This window comes from Bradyrhizobium sp. Ai1a-2, from assembly GCF_000426245.1.
Classification (GTDB): Bacteria; Pseudomonadota; Alphaproteobacteria; order Rhizobiales; family Xanthobacteraceae; genus Bradyrhizobium.
The window spans coordinates 1-19,537 of sequence record NZ_AUEZ01000101.1 but is presented as its reverse complement, the minus strand read 5'-3'; the positions used below and the strand labels follow the sequence as shown (position 1 = coordinate 19,537).

General features: G+C 62.0%; 22 protein-coding genes. 14 read left to right on the top strand and 8 right to left on the bottom strand.

Annotated features, from left to right (window positions below; all coding sequences use genetic code 11):
- The first annotated feature begins 537 nt into the window (after positions 1-537).
- The 3 genes from K288_RS47850 to K288_RS0138100 are packed head-to-tail and all read left to right on the top strand — an operon-like array spanning position 538 to position 3,739.
- Positions 538-2,619 (top strand): FUSC family protein, encoded by a 2,082-nt coding sequence (locus tag K288_RS47850; protein WP_051334968.1) that lies wholly within the window; start codon positions 538-540, stop codon positions 2,617-2,619.
- The gene (locus tag K288_RS0138105) at positions 2,616-2,813 is read left to right on the top strand and encodes a DUF1656 domain-containing protein (protein ID WP_027584203.1); all 198 of its coding nucleotides are present in this window, start codon (positions 2,616-2,618) and stop codon (positions 2,811-2,813) included. The genes K288_RS47850 and K288_RS0138105 overlap by 4 nt, the downstream gene beginning before the upstream one ends.
- A 20-nt stretch (positions 2,814-2,833) precedes the next feature.
- Positions 2,834-3,739 (top strand): efflux RND transporter periplasmic adaptor subunit, encoded by a 906-nt coding sequence (locus K288_RS0138100; RefSeq protein ID WP_027584202.1) that lies wholly within the window; start codon positions 2,834-2,836, stop codon positions 3,737-3,739.
- A 300-nt stretch (positions 3,740-4,039) separates the two neighbouring features.
- On the opposite strand, the gene K288_RS0138095 is transcribed toward K288_RS0138100, so the two are convergent.
- Both K288_RS0138095 and K288_RS0138090 read right to left on the bottom strand, forming a co-directional pair.
- Complete coding sequence (locus tag K288_RS0138095; RefSeq protein ID WP_027584201.1) at positions 4,040-4,957, bottom strand: hotdog domain-containing protein; 918 nt, start codon at positions 4,955-4,957, stop codon at positions 4,040-4,042.
- Between the two features lie 147 nt (positions 4,958-5,104).
- Complete coding sequence (locus K288_RS0138090) at positions 5,105-6,739, bottom strand: thiamine pyrophosphate-requiring protein (protein ID WP_027584200.1); 1,635 nt, start codon at positions 6,737-6,739, stop codon at positions 5,105-5,107.
- A gap of 146 nt (positions 6,740-6,885) precedes the next feature.
- On the opposite strand from K288_RS0138090, the gene K288_RS0138085 reads away from it, so the two are divergent.
- The 3 genes from K288_RS0138085 to K288_RS51330 all read left to right on the top strand — a co-directional run bounded on the left by K288_RS0138085 (position 6,886) and on the right by K288_RS51330 (position 9,096).
- On the top strand, positions 6,886-7,092 hold the full coding sequence (locus tag K288_RS0138085; RefSeq protein WP_027584199.1) for a hypothetical protein: 207 nt from the start codon (positions 6,886-6,888) through the stop codon (positions 7,090-7,092).
- 4 nt (positions 7,093-7,096) lie between these two features.
- Complete coding sequence (locus tag K288_RS0138080) at positions 7,097-8,680, top strand: porin (RefSeq protein ID WP_027584198.1); 1,584 nt, start codon at positions 7,097-7,099, stop codon at positions 8,678-8,680.
- Between the two features lie 248 nt (positions 8,681-8,928).
- Positions 8,929-9,096 carry a Flp family type IVb pilin gene (locus K288_RS51330; protein ID WP_084800033.1) on the top strand — a complete coding sequence of 56 codons (168 nt, stop codon included), beginning with the start codon at positions 8,929-8,931 and terminating at the stop codon, positions 9,094-9,096.
- Between the two features lie 15 nt (positions 9,097-9,111).
- On the opposite strand, the gene K288_RS0138070 is transcribed toward K288_RS51330, so the two are convergent.
- Both K288_RS0138070 and K288_RS0138065 read right to left on the bottom strand, forming a co-directional pair.
- Positions 9,112-9,345, bottom strand: coding sequence for a hypothetical protein (locus K288_RS0138070; RefSeq protein WP_027584197.1), 234 nt, complete (start codon positions 9,343-9,345; stop codon positions 9,112-9,114).
- A gap of 58 nt (positions 9,346-9,403) precedes the next feature.
- Positions 9,404-10,363 (bottom strand): Ku protein, encoded by a 960-nt coding sequence (locus tag K288_RS0138065; RefSeq protein ID WP_027584196.1) that lies wholly within the window; start codon positions 10,361-10,363, stop codon positions 9,404-9,406.
- A 288-nt stretch (positions 10,364-10,651) separates the two neighbouring features.
- Between K288_RS0138065 and K288_RS54370 the strand changes: the two genes are divergently transcribed.
- From K288_RS54370 to K288_RS47845, 7 genes are all read left to right on the top strand, one after another.
- The gene (locus tag K288_RS54370) at positions 10,652-10,807 is read left to right on the top strand and encodes a hypothetical protein (protein ID WP_201449791.1); all 156 of its coding nucleotides are present in this window, start codon (positions 10,652-10,654) and stop codon (positions 10,805-10,807) included.
- 212 nt (positions 10,808-11,019) lie between these two features.
- Positions 11,020-11,175, top strand: coding sequence for a hypothetical protein (locus tag K288_RS54365; RefSeq protein WP_201449790.1), 156 nt, complete (start codon positions 11,020-11,022; stop codon positions 11,173-11,175).
- 98 nt (positions 11,176-11,273) lie between these two features.
- Positions 11,274-11,690 carry a hypothetical protein gene (locus tag K288_RS0138050; protein WP_027584195.1) on the top strand — a complete coding sequence of 139 codons (417 nt, stop codon included), beginning with the start codon at positions 11,274-11,276 and terminating at the stop codon, positions 11,688-11,690.
- A 131-nt stretch (positions 11,691-11,821) separates the two neighbouring features.
- Entirely contained in the window at positions 11,822-12,838 is a 1,017-nt protein-coding gene (locus K288_RS0138045; protein ID WP_027584194.1) for an NAD-dependent epimerase, read from the top strand.
- A gap of 218 nt (positions 12,839-13,056) precedes the next feature.
- Complete coding sequence (locus K288_RS0138040) at positions 13,057-13,266, top strand: hypothetical protein (RefSeq protein ID WP_027584193.1); 210 nt, start codon at positions 13,057-13,059, stop codon at positions 13,264-13,266.
- Between the two features lie 129 nt (positions 13,267-13,395).
- Positions 13,396-13,980 carry a TetR/AcrR family transcriptional regulator gene (locus tag K288_RS0138035; RefSeq protein ID WP_027584192.1) on the top strand — a complete coding sequence of 195 codons (585 nt, stop codon included), beginning with the start codon at positions 13,396-13,398 and terminating at the stop codon, positions 13,978-13,980.
- 106 nt (positions 13,981-14,086) lie between these two features.
- A complete protein-coding gene (locus K288_RS47845) occupies positions 14,087-14,668 on the top strand; it encodes a hypothetical protein (RefSeq protein ID WP_043161782.1) in 582 nt (193 codons plus the stop codon).
- Positions 14,669-14,810: 142 nt separating this feature from the next.
- Here the strand turns inward: K288_RS47845 and K288_RS0138025 are convergent, their stop codons facing one another.
- From K288_RS0138025 to rfbA, 3 genes are all read right to left on the bottom strand, one after another.
- The gene (locus tag K288_RS0138025) at positions 14,811-16,130 is read right to left on the bottom strand and encodes a UDP-glucose/GDP-mannose dehydrogenase family protein (protein ID WP_027584191.1); all 1,320 of its coding nucleotides are present in this window, start codon (positions 16,128-16,130) and stop codon (positions 14,811-14,813) included.
- Between the two features lie 152 nt (positions 16,131-16,282).
- Positions 16,283-17,347: a dTDP-glucose 4,6-dehydratase gene (gene rfbB, locus K288_RS0138020; protein WP_027584190.1), complete on the bottom strand. Its 1,065-nt coding sequence runs from the start codon at positions 17,345-17,347 to the stop codon at positions 16,283-16,285.
- Between the two features lie 12 nt (positions 17,348-17,359).
- Positions 17,360-18,235, bottom strand: coding sequence for a glucose-1-phosphate thymidylyltransferase RfbA (gene rfbA, locus K288_RS0138015; protein WP_027584189.1), 876 nt, complete (start codon positions 18,233-18,235; stop codon positions 17,360-17,362).
- A gap of 555 nt (positions 18,236-18,790) precedes the next feature.
- Here rfbA and K288_RS0138010 point away from each other — a divergent pair.
- Positions 18,791-18,967 carry a hypothetical protein gene (locus K288_RS0138010; RefSeq protein WP_244443412.1) on the top strand — a complete coding sequence of 59 codons (177 nt, stop codon included), beginning with the start codon at positions 18,791-18,793 and terminating at the stop codon, positions 18,965-18,967.
- 12 nt (positions 18,968-18,979) lie between these two features.
- On the opposite strand, the gene K288_RS47840 is transcribed toward K288_RS0138010, so the two are convergent.
- Entirely contained in the window at positions 18,980-19,459 is a 480-nt protein-coding gene (locus K288_RS47840; RefSeq protein ID WP_201449789.1) for a hypothetical protein, read from the bottom strand.
- Positions 19,460-19,537: the final 78 nt, after the last annotated feature.

Genomic DNA, 19,537 nt, shown 5'->3' with positions numbered 1-19,537 from the left:
CTTTCCCTGCGCGATGGTGTTACGGCTTACTTCGTGCTCTCCCCGGTGACCGGGCTCTTTTGCCACCGTCACCCGCGGCAGCTCTTGCTGCTCGCGAGCTTAGCGCCAGCGTCGGGGCGCCAGGACCACACGACTTCGCCGTCCGTGATGTGTGTGCTCGTCCGTCACACGCTTCGCGTCCACCGCATCTCACCGCAACGTTCGTGACGATCGCGAGCCGCCCCTCATTCGGGTGAGACGCGCGGAGTTAAATCACTGATTTGCCCGACGGGTTAAGCGGTTTATTTTTCGCGGGAGGAGTGGACGGAGCAAATCACGTTGAAATCTCTAGGAAAATTGTCATGGACGTGCATCGCGTTTAGGGGCGCGCGACGGTGTCAGACACGTTGCAAAGCTGATCGGAGCCGTCGGGCATGCGAGCGCCGGGGGGCCGAATACGTCGCCGCCACTGCCAGCCGCGGGAACTTGGTCGCCTGATCTGCTTTGAGAAGTGAGCTCGCGCGGCCGCGCCGAAGGCCGCCTCACGGGTGGGGGATCATGATCGCGATCATCCGCGGATTTTCCTGGCGGGACGGGCTGTTCTCGCTCAAGTCCTTCGCCGCTGCGGTGCTGGCGCTCTATATCGCATTTGAATTGGACTTGGCCCAACCGAGCTGGAGCATCACCACGGTCTATGTGGTGTCCCAGCCGCTGGCCGGAATGGTGCTCGCCAAATCGCTCTACCGGGTGCTTGGGACCGTGATCGGCGCGGTCGTGTCGCTGGTCCTGGTCGCGCTGTTCTCCAATGCGCCGGAGCTATTCTGTCTTGCGCTGGCGCTCTGGATCGGTGCGGGCACGGCCGTTGCCATCTATCTGCGTGATGCACCGCAGGCCTATGTCGGCACGCTCTCCGGCTATTCGGCCGCCATCATCGGCCTCCCGGCAGCGCTCGCTCCGGAGACCGCCTTTGACTTTGCCGTGGCGCGCTGCCTGGAAATCATCCTCGGAATCGCCTGCGCGACGCTGGTCCACCATCTCGTGTTTCCGCGACGAGCAGGCGCTGCGCTGGCCGATGCTCTGTCGTCGACCCTGCCGACAATGGCGCGTTGGGCGGGAGACAGGTTGTCGGCCGAATCCGCCGAAGCTGAAATTCAGACGGACCGGCGCCGCATGATCGCTGCCGTCGTCAGCCTGGAGCAGTTGCGCGTCTTCGCCAACCTGGATACGCCGGCGGTCAGGGCGGCGGACAGCCTGGTCCGCCTGTTCGAAGCCAAGCTGCTATCGCTGCTGGCACATCTGGTTTCGGTTCATGACCGGATATTGCTGCTGCGGCAACGCGACCCGCAGCAGGTCGAGCGGTTGCGACCGTTACTGCAGATGACGAAGGCGCATATCGCCGCCTGGACCGCACCGGCGACGCCGGATGACTCCCGGCGGGAAGCAGGCGATGGAACGAGGATCCAGGCCGAGCTCGACGCCGCACAGCCGTCGCGGCAGGAGCTTGAGAGCACACCGAATGCCTTCCTGGTCCGCAACATCCTGCTGCGGTTGCAGGACATCATCGATATCTGGCGCGATGCGGTCTGGATCCGGACGCATATGGGCCTCGGAGTGCTGCCCCCGACGCGCGAAGCCGCGCCGTCGTTTCAGCCCTATCGCGAGCCGGCGCTCGCGCTGACCGGCGGCATTGTCGCCGCATTGACGATCGTCCTGGTCAGCCTGTTCTGGATCTATTCGGCGTGGCCCAACGGCGCCACCGCCGTTACCTTCGCCGGCATCATGTGCGCGATCATGGGCGCGCGTGACAACCCGGCCGCCGGCGCGCTGGTGTTTTTTCGCATGACGGTGGTCGCCGCCGTCATCTCCGCGGCCTACCTGTTCGTGCTGTTGCCGCGGCTCGATACGTTTGCCGCGCTGGCGGTGGCGCTTGCGCCATTGTACCTCGTTTGCGGGCTGCTGCTGACAGTCCCTCAGGCCATTCCGATGGTGATACCCCTAGTCTTCGTCGCCGGCGGCCTGATCGGCATCTCCAACCAGATGACCTATGACTTCGAGGCGTTCGCCAACAACGCGCTGGGCTACCTGGTCGGCGTCGGCTTCGGCGCGATCTCGCTGGCGCTGTTCCGTCCGTTCGGACGAGAAGTGGCCGCGACCCGCATGATCCGCGGCCTGTTGCGCGACCTGAGCCGTGTTGCGACGGCCGCAACGCCGGAGACTCGCACCGCGTATGAGAGCCGGACGTTCGATCGGATCAATGCGCTGTTGGCGCAGCTCGATCCCGAAACGCCACGCTATGGCCAATCCGTGCAAGGCGGCTTTGCCGCGCTTCGCGTGGGGTTGAACATCCTCATCCTGCGCCGGGAACTGCCACATGCGCCGCCCGATGTGGCTGATGCGATCGAGCGGGCGTTGGCCGGCTTGTCCGCTGCATTTCGGGCAACCCTGTCCGGACGTGCTTCCGCGTCGGTCGCACCTCTGCTCGAGTCGGCGCGCCATCGCGCGCTCTCGGCCGAGGGCGATCTCCTGGTCGTTGCCGATGCGCTCAATGGGATCCAGACCACTCTCGAGCAGCATGGGGGCTTCTTCTTTGGCGATCGGCGCCTCGCGTCCCGGTCGGTGAGCGAGGCCGCAACCGCATGATCAAGGAGATCAACCTGGGCGGCGTCTATCTGTCCCCGTTCCTTGCCTATATGGGAGCGGCCGCGGTCATCTGGGTGCTGATGCGGCTCGTATTCGACCGCATTGGCCTCTATCGTGTCGTCTGGCATCCGGCGCTGTTCAATACGGCGCTCTACCTCATTCTGCTCACATTGGTCGTCGGCGTGAGCATGTGAGATATTGGTGAGCTGTTGCCATGCCGAGTCTCGGGCGCTTTGCGCAATATGCGGTTACGATCGCGGCCGTCGCGGTGGCGATCGTTGCGGGATGGTGGCTGTGGCGGCTGTATGAGGAGACGCCGTGGACGCGCGATGGTCGGGTCCGGGCCAACGTCGTCAATGTCGCTCCCGATGTCGCGGGCGCGGTGGTCGACCTGCGCGTCAAGGACAACCAGCAGGTCAAGCTCGGAGAAATTCTTTTCGTCGTCGATCCGGCGCGTTATCAGCTCGCGCTGGAGGAGGCGGAGGCTACAGCTGCGGGGGCCAAGGCGACGCTTGACGAACGGCAGGAGGAACAGGATCGCCGCGAGAAGCTCAGTGCTGCTGCGATTTCGGTTGAAGCCCTCAATCAGGCGCGAAGCGCCACGCTGTCAGCCCGCGCCGCTTACGACGAGGCGATGGCGCAGGTGGGCGTCGCCAAGCTCAATCTCGCGCGAACCAATGTGCGGTCGCCCGTCAACGGCCATATCACCAACCTGCTTCTCAACCGCGGCGACTACGTCACGGCGGGAAAGCCGGTCGTTGCCGTCGTCGACCAGGATTCCTTCTACATCGCCGGCTATTTCGAGGAAACGAAGCTGCGCTACATCAACCTGGGAGACGCCGTTTCCGTCCGCTTGCTCGGATTCGACGCACCGCTGAAGGGACATGTCGAAAGCGTTGCCCGCGCGATCACGGACCGGGAAAACGTCATCGGCTCGGACCTCGTTGCCAATGTCAATCCGACGTTCAGCTGGGTACGCCTGGCGCAGCGGATTCCCGTCCGCATCGCAATCGACTACGTGCCGGAGGGCGTCACGTTGAGCGCGGGAATGACCGCGACGCTGCAGGTCACGGGCCCGGGCCACGAACCCGATGGCGCGGTTTCGGTTTCGAGCAAGTAGTCGTCTCGGCCTGTCCACGCGTTTCACCTCTCCCGCTTGCGGGAGAGGCGTAGGCCGCCTATGGCGGCCGTTCTTAAGAACGCCGAAGCGAAGCTTCGGCTATGGCGTAAGCGCCGGGTGAGGGCTCTCTCCACACGGTCGGACAGCGTGAATCGCGGAGAGACCCCCACCCCAGCCCTCCCGAGAGGGAGCCCAGCAGCGATCGCGGATGCAATTCGACCTGATCTCATCGCGCTCTAGATTATTGTTTTTGACGCGTTTTCTTTGCGCGAACCGGTGTCCGCTGCGCTCGAAAACGCTCTATTCGTCATCGAGGCCAGGCGATCGCCGCAGCATGAAATGACCAAACGCCGAGGCGATCGGCTTGGCCGGGTCATCCTGCCAGGCCTGTGCCTCGAACGCGACGATGCGCCGGCCCTGTTTGACGATGGAGACCTTGGCGTGGCTGTCGAGGGCGCGGCCGGAGCGCAGATAATTGATGGTCAGGCCAATCGGCTTCGGCGGCGCCGAAACGCCGAGTTCGCGCGTCACGCCCACCACCGCGGCGGTCTCGAGAAAGGCGCCGGTCATGCCGCCGTGGATGGCGGGCAGCAGTGGATTGCCGATGATCTTCGGTGAAAAAGGCATCACCAGCGCGCCGTCCTCGCCGATGCGGATGCCGAGACAGCGCGCGAACGGGCTGTTTGCGAACGGGCCGGTGGGATCATCCGGTGCTTCGAGCACAGGTAGCTCGCCATCTTTACGCAGCTCGTCGAACAGCATGTTGGTGCGGTTGGCGCCGACCATGAAGCAGGCGGTCGCGGTGGCGACCGGATCGTCTTCGGAATCCTGGTACGCCGTTGCGCGCACGAAGGCGATCGAGCGGGTGACGCGATAGCAGATCGAATGCGCGTTGATGTCGTGGCCTGGCGTGGCGGGCTTCTGGTAGTCGATGCGCAGGTCGAGCGTGGCGATGGCGCGCGTGCCGTCCAGCGCGAGCTGCACGGCCATGCCGCAGCTCTCGTCGAGCATCGCGGTGACCACGCCGCCGTGCAAAACGCCGGTCTGCGTATCGCCGACGAAGACCGGCCGATACGGCAGGCGTGACCAGGCTTCGCCGGGCGCGGCGCGATCGAGCTGCAGGCCGCTGATCTGTCCGTAAGTCGAGCGGCGCCGTTTGATGGCCTCCGCCAGTTCGTCGAACGGTAGCGGTGTATTGAACGTCGATGTCTCGGACATGCCGTTGTCTTAAACCACCGCAGCGACGTGAGCAAAAATTTCGTAGGGTGGGCAAAGCGCCGCGTGCCCACTTTTCTTGCACCGACCGTGGATGGTGGGCACGCGGCGCTTCGCCCACCCTACGGGACTCCCACAAGGGGAGAAGGGTCAGGTGCCCGGTCTCGAGACCTCGGTCTCCTTGCTGGTGATGAATTCGAGCAGGACCGGGATGCCTTCCTTGGTCTTCTGGATGCCGCGCTTGATCGCCGGCACGATGTCCTCAGGCCTGGTCACCCGCTCGCCATAGCCGCCGAAGGCGCGTGCCATCGCGGCATAGTCGCCGGAAATGTCGGTCGAGCGGTATTTCTCCGTCGAGATCGGCATCACCTTCAATTCGATCGCCATCGAGAAATTGTTGAGCAGGATCGACATGATCGGGATGCGCTCGCGCACTGCGGTCTCGAAATCCATGCCGGTGAAGCCGATGGCGGCGTCGCCCCAGACGTTGATGCAGAGCTTGTCGGGCATGGCGAGCTTGGCGCCCATCGCGAGCCCGAGGCCGTAGCCGAGTTGCGTGGTCTTGCCCCAGCCGAGATAGGAGAGGGGCTCGACCGACTTCCAGAACGGCGAGAGCTGGTCGCGCGGACTGCCGGCATCATGGGTGATGATGGTATTGTGGATGTCGACGGTGTGCTGCAGGTCCCACAGCACGCGGTAGGGATTGAGCGGCGCCTCGTTATGGGTGAGCTTCGGCATCCACTTCGCGAGCCACTCATTGTTGATGGCGGCGATCTCGGCAGCGGCCGCGCTGGCATCGCGGTCCGACGTGACGGTCTTGCCGACCTCGTCGAGCAGCGCATCGAGCACCAACGCGGCATCGCCGACCAGGCCGACCTTGGCCTCGACATCCTTGTTCAGATGATTGGGGTCGAGGGTCGAATGGATGATGGTCTTGCCCTTCGGCATCGCGATGCCGAAATTCGTCTCCGTGAACGAGCAGCCGATGCCGAAGATCACGTCGGCATCAGCGAGGAATTTCGGCACCGCGCGCGGCACCGCCAATCCGCCCGAACCTAGCGACAGCGGATGCGTCTCCGGAAATGACGACTTGCCGCCGAGGCTCGTGGTGACGGGAATGGCGAGCCGTTCAGCCAGGCGCTTCAGTTGCGGCCAGGCTCGCGCATAATGCACGCCCTGGCCGGCATAGATCACCGGACGCTTGGCGTTGATCAGGAGTTCGGCAGCCTCCTTCACATGCACGGGGTCAGCGCCGTAGCGCGTGCGCAGTACCGGCGTGTAGTTCAGGGGCTCTGGCACCTCCTCGTTCCACATGTCGGCGGGGATTTCGACGATGACGGGTCCGCCGCGACCGTTCTTCAGCTTGGTGAAGGCGCGGCGGAAGATGTTGCAGACCTCGGAGGCGAGAATGATCGGCTCCGACGATTTCGTGAACGCCTTCATCGCCTGGCTGGAATTGAAGTTCGGCTCGATGTTCGCCAGCCGGCGCGGATAGCCCATCGGCAGCACCAGCACGGGCACCGACTCGCCGAAGCACTGCGCCACCCCGCCCATCGCATTTTCCGAGCCCGGGCCGTGCTGCATGCAGAACGCGCCGATGCTGCGGCCGGACGTGACGCGGGAGATCGCGTCCGCCATGTGCACGCCGATGCGCTCCTGCCGCACCATGATAGGGCGGATATCGGCGTTGGCGGCGTGCTCAATCAGATGATTGACGGGATAGCCGCAGAGGATCTCGATTCCCTCGCGCTTCATGATTTCCGCAATCGCCGTGCCGAGCTTCATGACCGTCTCTCCCTTGGCTCGCGGCCGGTTCATCCGACCGATTATCGACAGTAGGAACAGGATTTCGCGGGCGCGTAAAGCGTGGGCTGCGTCCGTCCGCGGAATGCAGATATGCATTTCGCGATGCGGAGATGCGCGATACGCGAATGGCCGATCAAGATTTTGTGCTGGCAGATCTGATCTGCGCGACGCGAATACGATTATTCGATGAGCTTCGAAGCGTAAGCGTGGCGAAAACGCCACATCGCGTGGCCAACAGCATCGACCTCACCGCGTTGTTATTCGCTCCGGAAGTTTTTCCATTAGGTAACGGCTCAAGCATGCGTGTGCATGTTGGGGACCAGGAGATTTGATGAGATGTTACGGGCGCGAACACTAATTCTCGGCGCAGCCGCCGGCCTGATGGCCGCCAGCGGCGCACAAGCAGCCGATCTTCCAGTCAAGGCGAAGGCCGTTGAATATGTGAAGGTCTGCTCGCTATACGGCGCCGGCTTCTGGTACATCCCGGGCACCGATACCTGCATAAAGATCGGCGGCTATCTGCGCGTCGACACCACCTTCAACGGCGGTCCGCAGGGCCAGCCGGCCTGGAACGGCGATCTAGGGCAGAGAAATCGCTTCGCCGACGATTTCGCGACTCGCGCGCGTATGGCGGCGACGTTCGATACGCGCACCTCCACCGAGTACGGCGTGGTCCGTACCTTCATGCAGGCCGACTTCCAGTTCTCCACGCTCGGCGGCTCCACCTACAATCCGAACTCGATCAACGGCTCGCTGCCGGTTGCCGGTTCGCAGCTGCTCGACACTCCCGGCGGCGGCTACGTCGCGGTCGAGTATATCTTCATTCAGTTTGCCGGTTTCACGTTTGGTAAGTCTGCTTCCGCCTACGCCACTCCGTGGCAGGGCTTCCCGGGCAACAACTCGTCGTTCGTGATGGGCGGCCAGAACACCGACACGGGCGTCAACAACATCCAGTACACCGCGCAGTTCGGCAACGGCGTGTCCGCCAGCATCGGTCTCGACGATCCGGCGGTCTGGGACCGCACCACGATCTACAACCTGTCGCTGCCGCTGAACGCGACGCTGAATTCCGGCAACGCCTATGCGGGCGTTCGTTCGCCTGACGTCGTCGGCAATGTCCGCCTCGACCAGGCCTGGGGTCTGTTCCAGATTTCGGCTGCGGCGCATGAAGTGAGCGCGTCCTTCAACACCCTCAACGCGGCCGGGGCTCCGGCGGGCGGCGTCGGTCTTCCGGGCGCGGCGCCGACCGCGGCATCCGAGCTTTCCGGGCATCCCGACGACTCCTGGGGTTACGCGACGATGATCGGCGTGAACATCAAGAACGTCCCGACCGGCCCCGGCGACGACATCAAGTTCGATGCGAGCTACGCCAAGGGCGCGACCAAATACGTGATCGCGACCTCGTCGGCCTCGCCGAGCTTTGCGATGTTCGGTGGCAGCGGCGCTTTCGGTGCGTATCAGAGCATCGGCTTCGGCGCGACCACTGACGCCGTGTACCTGCCGGTGGCGGCCGGCGGCGACGGATCGCTGCATCTGACCGAGTCCTTCGGCATCCGCGGTGCGTTGAACCACAACTGGGATCCCTACTGGTCGACCAGCTTCTACGGCAGCTATTCGGCGGTTCGGTATGACGGCACGGCCAAGGCGTTCATCTGCGCGAACTTCACGACGCCCGCCAAGGCGGTCAGTGGGGATTACGTCTGCAACCCCGACTTCAACGTGTCGCAGCTCGGCGCTGTCACGCGCTGGACGCCGGTCAAGAACCTGACGTTCTCGGCCGAATTCCAGTGGTTCCACCTCGACCAGAAATTCGAGGGATCGGCCGTGCTCGGCGCGTCGGCGCCCAAGCCGACGACCCGCTACGAGTTCAAGGACCAGGATACGTACTTCCTGCAGGTTCGCGCTCAGCGTAACTTCTGATCGCGCTTCACTTCGCGCTCTGCGAAGAAACGGCGACGAGGCAGTCCGGCATCCTCCACCGGATTGCTTCGCGCCACGCGTCAGCGGGTTGCCCATCGCGGCGGCCCGCTGATTTGCTCCGCAATCCACGCGTGGCCTTAATCAATCATTCATCCTGTCCGTCAATGCGGCATCAACCAGTCAGCCTCTAGGTTGCCGCCAGGACGCGAGGCGGGAGAAACCCGTGCGAGGCGTCGGCGGGGATTTTGATGCGCCAGTTGACGTCAAGCTTTTTCAGCGATGAGCGCGCAGCAACCGCGATCGAATATTGTCTGATCGCCTGCAGCATCAGCATCGTAATCGTCGCCGCGGTCACCGGCATTGGCGAAAACGTCAGGCAGCTTCTTGTCCGGGTCCGCGACGGCTTCCCGCAGTGATAGCTTGCGTGACCGTCAACCGGCTTCGTCTTCGTTGAGTGCCCGCAGCACCGCGATCCGCGCGAACATCAGCCAACCGCCGCCGCTCTCCGCGGCATGGATCAGATTCTCGACCGCGGTTTGCCAGCGTTCGCGCTGCTGCATCGGCTCCGGCAATTTCATGATGTAGTCGGCGGCGTGCTGGAGCGTTACCAGCTTGCGGCCGCCGCGCAGGACGATCGGCTGCTCGAAAGGCGTCGACCACGGCATTTCAGCTTGCCGGCTGCCGGGTCGCTATCATCGCATGAGACCGCCGGGCTGCTCCTGCCTATCCGGCCTTCTTGGCCCGGGTCGGCGCGCGCACGGGCTTTTCCGCCTTCTTCGGCTCTTCCTTGGCGGCGCGCTTGCCGGCGGCGGTGCCGCTTCCGGCGATCGGCAGCAGCATTTCGCGCTGGCCTTCGGCCCGCTTCTTCGGCTTCTTGCCTTTTGCTTTGGCGGGAGCGGGCGCCTGCTGCTCATTGGCAAGGCTACGCTTGAGCGCATCCATCAGATTGATGACATTGCCGGTCGATTTCGGCGCGGGCTTCGCCACGGGCAGGCCGTTGCGCTTCTGGTTGATCAGCTCGATCAGCGCGGTTTCGTATCGGTCGTCGAACTCCTCGGGATCGAAGTCGGCCGACTTCTGCTCGACGATGTGCTTGGCGAGGTCGAGCATGTCCTTGGTGATCTTCACGTCCTGCACGTCGTCGAAATATTCCTTCTCGTCGCGGACCTCGTAGGGGTAGCGCAGCAGCGTCCCCATCAGGCCCTTGCCGAGCGGCTCCAGCGCGATGACATGCTCGCGGTTGGTCAGCACCACGCGGCCGATCGCAACCTTGTTCAGGTTGCGGATGGTCTCGCGGATCACCGCGAACGCGTCATGGCCGACCTTGCCGTCCGGGACGAGGTAATAGGGGCGGATCAGATAGCGGCTGTCGATGTCCGCCTTCGGCACGAATTCATCGATCTCGATGGTGCGGGTCGATTCCAGGGAGATGTCGTCGAGTTCGTCCTTGGTGATCTCGATGTAGGTATCGGTATCGACCTTGTAGCCCTTCATGATGTCTTCGGCGGCGACTTCCTCGCCGGTCTCGGCATCGACCTTGGCGTATTTGATGCGATGCCCGGTCTTGCGATTGACCTGGTTGAAGGAGACCTTTTCGGTGTCCGACGTGGCCGGGTAGAGCGCGACCGGGCAGGTCACGAGCGACAGCCGCAAAAAACCCTTCCAGTTGGCGCGGGGGGCCATGGCGATACTCCGAAGACGCAACAGACGGGAGGCAGAAGATACCACCGCAGAACCCGGTTTCAAACATGGCCAAACGGTGAACCTGCCTATGACGGTTAACCGCTGATCGCCCGCATGGTTCTTGCGGATTTTCCTCGCAGCCGCATGCGACGCAATGGCTCCTTCAGCCAGCCCAGGTCATCCGGAACATCACTTCCGATCATGCGTTGCGCCGAGGGGGACGGGACATCCAGGCATTAGCCGGCAGTTACAGGCAGTTAACTGCTAACCGAATGGAAGAGGTGGCGCATGGCAACAACACACCGAGATGGCCGGATCGTTGAAACCACGACCGAGGCGCGGCAGGCTGAACCGGGACCCTCCGTGGCTGCGCTGTTGTCGATTTCGACCGGGCTCGCGGTTCTGATCCTGGGCGTGATCTGGTTCGCATTCTTCCGCACCTGAGAAAGGGCGCGTGATCGGAGGTTCGGTCGATTGTGGCTGCCAAGGCAGGTGCATCGGCCGAAGACCCCGAAAGCCGAGCGATGCCTCGGCAACTTCACCAACACGTGTCGCCCGCACAAGGGCCGTGGAACGCGGCGGTTGGAGAGCTGTCACCAGTTTATCGAATTTGCATCGTAGAAGCCGGATCTGAAGGTTTCCATCGCAGATCCGTTATGCTCTCCCCACCAGAAAAAGTTTCGTTCCTGACGCGGGCGAAGGCGCGCAGTTTCTCCGGGGCATTCCTGGCGGTGGCGCTGCTGGCGATGGCGGGCTGGGTCTATCTCCTGGGTTCGCTGTTCCTGAAACTGATGCTCTGGTGTTTCTCCTGATCCGCCGCAGGGCGCGACGGCCGCAACTTTACCGTTCCTTAACTAAGACGGAGCGACTTTTGCGCGTTGCTCGTACGGGGCGGACCGGACCAACGCAGATGTTTCAGCTCTTCTTGCGATCCCGAGCGCAGAACTTCATCAAGGCCCGGCTGGGGATCGATGAGGGTTTTCGGGCGCGTTCGCCGGAGCGCGACGCCGAGACCGACCGGCTGCGGGTGGGATCCATCGTGGCCGCGATCGACGACGCGTTGCAGGCCGCCGAGAGCGAACAGAACGGCCTGAGCCGCCGCGTCGACGATGTCCTGGCGCGCGCCGCCGTGACGCTCGGCAACGGCACCGACGAATATCTGGAGCGCGAGCCGCTCGACAACTATCACCAGGACTTGTTCGACGCCGAGATTGCCAACGGGCAGCGCCGGCTGCAGGAACTCGCTGCGGCGATCTCGCACTTCAAGTTCATGAAGGCCGCCGTGCTGAGCCGGTTTCCGGAGTACAAGACGTCTGCAAGCAACTAGGCGTCCAAAAGCCGACAACCGGTCGCTCGCATCAAGCATAATTGCCCGATCGGTTCCGCTAAGCCTTCACAGCGACGCATTGTCCGGCGATCGTGGTGGTACTGGGCGTCATGGCGGAAGGATAAAGAGCGGTGTCTGCAGAGGATCTGCTGGTTACGGGTTGCGCGGGGTTCATCGGCCTTCATTTCACACAACGATTGCTGGCGGCCGGCCAGCGCGTCATCGGCATCGACAATCTCAACGATTATTACGATCCGGCGCTCAAGCTCGCACGCCTCGACCTCATCAAGGAGCATCCGAACTTCAGCTTCCGGAAGCTCGATCTCGCTGACCGCGCGGGCATGAAGGCGCTGTTCGAGCAGTACCGCTTTCCGGTGGTGGTCCATCTGGCGGCGCAGGCGGGGGTCAGATATTCGCTCCAGAATCCCCACGCCTATGCCGACTCTAACCTGGAAGGCTTCATCAACATCCTGGAAGGCTGTCGGCACAATGATTGCCGGCATTTGCTGTTCGCATCGTCGTCCTCGGTCTACGGCGCCAATACCAAACTACCGTTTTCCGTGCGCGACAATGTCGATCATCCGATCAGCCTCTATGCGGCGACCAAGAAGGCGAACGAACTGCTCGCCCATTCCTACAGCCATCTCTACCGCATCCCGATCACCGGGCTTCGTTTCTTCACGGTGTACGGCCCCTGGTATCGGCCCGACATGGCGCTCTATCTTTTTGCGCGCGCGATCAGCGAGGGCAAGCCGATCAACCTGTTCAATCACGGCAACATGCGGCGCGATTTCACCCATGTCGACGACGTCGTTGAGGCGATGACGCGGCTTATCGACCACGTGCCGCAGGGCGATCCGGACTGGTCCGGCGACAAGCCCAATCCGAGCTCGAGCAAGGCGCCATGGCGCATCTACAATATCGGCAACAACAAGCCGGAAGAATTGATGCACGTGGTCTCGCTGCTGGAGAAGGGGCTTGGCCGCGAGGCTCAGAAGGTGCTGCTGCCAATGCAGCCCGGCGACGTTCCTGCAACCTTTGCGGATGTCGACGACCTCGCGCGCGAGATCGGCTTTCGGCCGCATACCCGGATTGAAGACGGCGTCGAGAAGTTCGTCGCATGGTTCCGCGACTATCATCGCGTGTGACCGGGTAGCTTCAGTCTCGAAGCACTGCCCTTTGTCATAACGACATACCATCAGCCGTCGTAAGGCTGCCTCTGATCAACATCGAGGCAGCTTTCTGCACATTGAAGCAGTCGTCTGAATAATGTTTCAGCGTCGGCAATCATGATGTCGTCACAACCGGCACATGAAAATATTGTCAGAACAAGATATGCTGTCACCAAGCATTTTGGGCCGATGTCATGTTTCCCGCGTTGATTTTGTTCGTCACCTTTTCAGTGGGCTTTGTTCTGGGATATGCGGCGCGCGATTGGCGCTCGCGAAAGCGTCGGGCGCACTATCTCCTTTACGCGCCTTATGGGATTCGCGGTTCTTCCGAGAAGGCTTCCGTCGCTGAAGCATCACCACGTGCGAAGGCGCATGATCGTGCCGGCGCGTTGATCCAGGATTGATGATCGCAGCCTGATATCTGCTCGAATTGCATCCGCGATGGATGCTATCTATGATTGATCGCCGAAACCGAACCCTTGTCATAGCCGTCAAGGCTTGACGATCTACCGACTAGAAGGTAGGTTCGCGTTATGAGTAATCTTTCAACGACCGCCGACGACATCCTGGCTTGCACGCGCTCGCTCATAATTGCCGGAGGGTACCACGGCTTCAGCTATGCGGACGTTGCGGACGTGGTGGGAATCCGGAAACCAAGCATCCACCATCATTTTCCCAGCAAGGTGGACCTCGTTCGCACGTTGGTTGCTCGTTATCGCGAAGAGGCTCGGGCAGGAATTGCGCACCTCGAACGGAATATCTCAGATCCGATCGAGCTGCTCCGCAGTTACACTGCGTACTGGGAAGCCTGCATCACTAACGCGAGCGCGCCTTTTTGCGTTTGCGCGCTGCTCGCGAGTGAGCTTCCTGTCTTGCCGGAAGAGGTCGCACTCGAAGTCAGAGCGCATTTTCGCTGGCTGTCAAATTGGCTTGCCTCAGTGCTCGAGCGTGGCTCGCATGAGGGACGCTTGCAACTCGTGACAACGCCGCGCGTGGAGGCTGAAACGTTCATGGCAACTGTCCACGGCGCGATGTTGTCCGCACGAGCATATGGCGATCCAAAGACGTTCGGCACGATTCTCAATCCATTGCTGGACCGACTTTCCGCGCGGTCTTAACGATGCAGGTTTGCCTTTTCTAAGAAGCTATCGGACGGCGAGCGGCGCACCGTCTCGAGCCAAGTGTCAAACTGCGCCGCATAGTCTACCAACTAGTAGGTATAGGATGACAGTCCACCCACCACATTCCGCCCTCACCAGGCAAGAGCAATGGTTGAAGGGCTACTATTTTGTCCGAGCTGCATTCTCCGCAGCCTGGGTGGCCGCGGCGCTCACGGTCGGACAACAGTCCTCGTCGATCGCAGCGACCCTCCTCCTCGCCTATCCCGCGTGGGACGCGGTGGCTAATTATGTCGACGCATTGTGCAACGGCGGATTGGGTGAGAATCGCACGCAGGCTCTCAATGTCTTCGTGAGTTTTGCGACGACAGTGGCGATCGTTCTGGCGTTGCGGATGAGCATGAACTCCGTGGTCGGGGTTTTCGGTGCGTGGGCGCTGCTTGCTGGACTGCTCCAACTTGGCACCGCAGTCCGGAGATGGAAGATTTATGGCGCACAATGGGCCATGGTGCTTAGCGGCGGCCAGTCAGCCCTGGCGGGCGGTTTCTTCATCGCGAATGCTCGGCTGCCGACGCCGCCGTCAATCGCCAACCTGGCGGGCTATGCAGCCGTAGGCGCTTTTTACTTCTTGATTTCGGCGATGTGGCTGACCGCGACCGGACTAAGCCGCAAGTCCGCGCGGACGTGACCGACGACCACGTCGTGCGTTTCTAAGGCCTCGACGTCGGCCTCATCGATCGGAACGGGCTGTACACCCAACCTCTCTCAATCGGGAAGACGTCGGATCGATCGTTTCCCGATGAGAGAGGTGCAAACGATGCCATCACCCTTTAGCTCGCCGACGGCGTCGGTCTGCCCACGCTTTCATACTTGAAGCCGTGAGCGACGACGTCGCTCGGCCGATAGATATTGCGGAGATCGACGATGGCTGGGTAGGCCATCTTCTGTTTCAAGCCCTCCAGATCGAGGGCGCGGAATTGCTCCCACTCGGTGACGATCACCAGCGCGTCGGCGCCTTCGGCGCAACTGTACGGGCCGTCGCAATAGGTGACGTCAGTCAGTTCGGAGCGTGCCTGTTCGATGCCTTCCGGATCATAGGCCCTGATGGTCGCTCCCAGATCCTGCAGCGCCGTGACCAACGGGATCGATGGCGACTCCCGCATGTCATCGGTGTTGGGCTTGAAGGTCAGGCCGAGCAGCGCGACGGTCTTGCCACGCAGCGACCCGCCAAGGATCGAGGCCACCTTGCGCGCCATCGCGCGCTTGCGGTTTTCGTTCACCGCCAGCACCGCTTCGACGATGCGGATCGGCGCTTCATAGTCCTGTGCGGTCTTGATCAAGGCCCGCGTATCCTTCGGAAAGCACGATCCGCCGAACCCTGGGCCAGCGTGGAGGAACTTGGTGCCAATGCGGTTATCGAGGCCGATGCCGCGCGCGACCTCCTGCACGTCGGCACCGACTTTCTCGGCAAGATCGGCAATTTCGTTGATGAAGGTGATCTTGGTCGCGAGGAAGGCGTTCGCGGCGTATTTGATCAGTTCCGCGGTGCGGCGGCCGGTGAACATCAGCGGCGCCTGATTGAGGTAAAGCGGACGATAGATTTCGGTGATGGTCTTTCTGGCCTGCTCGTCGTCCGTACCGACGACGATCCGGTCGGGATGCTTGAAGTCCCTGATAGCGGCGCCCTCGCGGAGGAACTCGGGATTGGAAGCGACCACAACATCGGCGTCGCGATTGGCTTCGCGAATGATCCGCTCGACCTCGTCGCCGGTTCCGACCGGAACCGTCGATTTGGTGATGACAACAGTGAAATCCCTGAGGCTGGCTGCGATCTCGCGCGCCGCTGCGTAGACGTAGCTGAGGTCCGCGTGACCATCGCCCCGCCGCGACGGAGTTCCCACGGCTATGAAGACGGCGTCGGAATGAGAAACGGGATCGGCGAGATCGGTTGTGAACGACAGCCGTCCGGCCCGCGTATTGACCTCCACCAGCCGGTCAAGATCGGGTTCGAAGATCGGAATCTCGCCGCGCTTGAGCGCCGCGATCTTTTCCGCGTTCTTGTCGACACAGGTAACCTGATGGCCGAAATCCGCAAAACAGGCGCCAGAGACCAGGCCTACGTAACCCGTGCCCACCATCGTTATTCGCATATCGGATCCTGAAAGCTGTTCCTAAGTGGCTCGCCTACGTTGAGGCGCGTGTGGTTTCGTCACGCTGTGACTTGAACGGTCATAGCTGAACCATTTCCATGATGACCGAATGACGGTCAAAGGCAATCCCGCACCAGTTGCGTGGCTCAGGTCTATCCCAGCCCGATGCGGGCGCGTTGGTAGCCCCGATCGAGGATGGCCTGCCACCAGGCACGATTGTCACAAAACCAACGCGCCGTTTTCGCAATGCCGCTCTCGAATGTTTCCAGCGCGTTCCATCCCAATTCGCGTTCCAGCTTGGAGGCGTCGATGGCGTAGCGGCGGTCGTGGCCCGGGCGGTCGGCGACGAAGGTGATCAGGTTGCGGCGGGGGCCTTGCGCGCTCGGTGCAATCTCGTCGAGGAGATCGCAAATGGTTTCGACCACATGAAGGTTGGTGCGCTCGTTGCGGCCGCCGACATTGTAGGTCTCGCCGACCACGCCGCGCTCCAGCACCAGCGTGAGTGCCTTGGCGTGGTCCTCGACATAGAGCCAGTCGCGGATGTTCTTTCCATCGCCGTAGACGGGCAGGGGCTCGCTGGCCAGGCCCTTGATGATCATGTGCGGGATCAGCTTCTCCGGGAAATGGTACGGGCCGTAATTGTTCGAGCAGTTGGTGACCAGCGTCGGCAATTCGTAGGTCTCGCGCCAGGCGCGCACCAGATGGTCGGAGGAGGCCTTGCTCGCGGAGTAGGGCGAGTTCGGCGCGTACGCCGTGGTTTCCGTGAAGAAGCCGTCATCGCCGAGCGAGCCGAATACTTCGTCGGTGGAGATGTGGAGGAAACGGAACTGCTCGCGCTTCTCAGGCGAGAGCGTGCGCCAATGGCGCAGCGTCTCCTGTAGGAGCGTGAAGGTGCCGACGATGTTGGTCTGGATGAATTCGCCGGGGCCGTCGATCGAGCGGTCGACATGGCTCTCGGCGGCGAGGTTCAGCACCGCGTCGGGCTGATATTTCTCGAACAGACGGCGCAGCCCGGCACCATCGCAGATACATTGCTTCTCGAAGGCGTAGTTCAGGTTCTGAGCGGCGCCGGGCAGCGAATCGGGGTTCGCCGCGTAAGTGAGCTTGTCGATATTGACGACGCGGGCATGGGTATCGCGCAAGAGATGACGCACGACGGCGGAGCCAATAAAACCTGCGCCGCCGGTGACGAAAATGGTCGAACCCTTGAAACGCATAGTGAGCTGCCTCTAATGCTCAAATGAACGATAAACCGACATTAAATATTCGCCGTAGCTGCTTTTCGCGGTCTTTGCGGCCACCTTCTCGAACGCTTGAAGCGAGATGTAACCTTGCCGCAGCGCGATCTCTTCGGGGCAGGCGATGCGCAGGCCCTGTCGCTGTTCGAGTATCTGAACGAAATAGCTGGCATCGACCAGGGACGCATGCGTGCCGGTGTCGAGCCAGGCAAAGCCGCGGCCGAGCACTTCGACATAGAGATCGCCGCGCTCGAGATAGGCGTTGTTGACGTCGGTGATCTCGATCTCGCCGCGCGCCGATGGCTTCACCTTTGCCGCTATCTCGACGACGTCGTTGTCGTAGAAATACAGTCCGGTGACGGCCACATTGGACTTCGGCTGCTTCGGCTTCTCCTCGATCGAGAGCGCGCGGCCGCTAATATCGAGTTCGATCACGCCATATTGCTCGGGCGTCTTCACGACATAGCCGAACACGGTGGCGCCCTTCTTGCGCGCCGAGGCCGCGGATAGCATCTCCGGCAGACCGTGCCCGTAGAAGATGTTGTCGCCCAGTATCAGCGCCACGGGATCGGTGCCGATAAAGTCGCGGCCGACGATGAAGGCGTCTGCAAGTCCGCGCGGCGTCTCCTGCGTGGCATAGGAAAAACGCACGCCGATCTCGCTGCCGTCGCCGAGCAGTCGTTGAAACAGCGGCATGTCCTGCTGCGTCGAGATGATCAGGATGTCGCGGATGCCGCCCAGCATCAGCGTCGACAGCGGATAGTAGATCATCGGCTTGTCGAAGACGGGCAAGAGCTGCTTTGAGACCACCGTCGTCGCCGGGTAGAGGCGCGACCCCGTCCCGCCGGCGAGGATAATGCCCTTCATGGTCAATCCCGATTTAATATAAAGCAGATTATAAATAATCCGATTTCATTTTAAAAATAAAGCCGGATATAATACTAATATTTATTGTATTGCTTATGTGATTGAATTCGTTAGGGAATGCCATCAAGCCCCGCCGCGCTAGAGACGGCGCCGGCGGTGCGTCGGTGCCTGTTCCGATCAAACTTGAATGTCGCACCGTTGGCAAGGCCGCCGGAGAAGCGGACCCCGAGCGGCAGGGCACGGCTGGGGTGCGTACCATCGTACCAGCTCGCGCCAGCGAGGCCTCCGCCAAGAGATCCGCAAGGGATCGGCCGAGGAGATGACCGGCAAATTGGGCCTCGACCCACCGTGTTTGCGTGGTCATTTTGGAGTTGATATGCCACTCATGGAAAGTGGCGCTGGGCTGAGAAAGCGCTGACCGTTGACCAATTTCAACCCGGTCCAGGACCGGTAAGACACGTGGGTTGCGCTATGATGGCCAGGGCTAATCTCGTCGGCTTGATCACCGCTTTTGTTGTCTTGTGCGCATGCAATACCCCGGCGCATGCGATTTCCGTGGAGGTCGCGCGCGCCTGCGATGCCCTGGTGGCGAAGACGTTTCCTCCGCGCCAGATCGGCAACCCGGCCTCCGGCAGCGCCAAGGGGACGGCCAGGGATCAGCGGGATTTCTTCAACAAGTGCGTTGCGAACGGCGGCAAGATGGACGCCGAAGCTGCGAAGGACGCGAAGTAACCGTCATCCCTTTCAACGGTTGAAAGGCTTTTGCTCGCGCGTCGGGCAGGGCGAATAGAAGGCGCCGTTCGCGGCGTTGACGCGCTCGACGCATTGATTCGGATCCGTCACCTGTCCCGAGATCGAAAAGTCATATCCGACGCCCTTGACGACCAGGACGTATCGGCCTGGTGACAGCACCAGACCGTCATTCTCCGGTTGTATCAGCAGCATCTTGGGCTGGTCCTCGACGGGGCCGATCTTGAACGGAAAGGACGCGCTGCGGATAACCCAGGAGTCCCCGCCTGGCGTCATCTTCGCCTTGCCGGCGCTGTCGACACCCATGGTGCGCAAGACCTTGGCGACGACGCGAACCTCGACCGGGCCGGCGGAATCCGCGCCAAGCTCCGGCCTGAACGAAATGAATTTGACATCTCCGCTCGGAACGCTGGTCTGGGGCGGCGTCGGGATCGCGGCCGAAATGGCGACCCGGCGGTCCGCTATCCGATTCACACATTTTCGAGCCTCAAAGTGGTGCCGTATTTGATGCGGCGGAAGGCTTCGAGGCCTAGGCGCATCACCTTTGGGCCA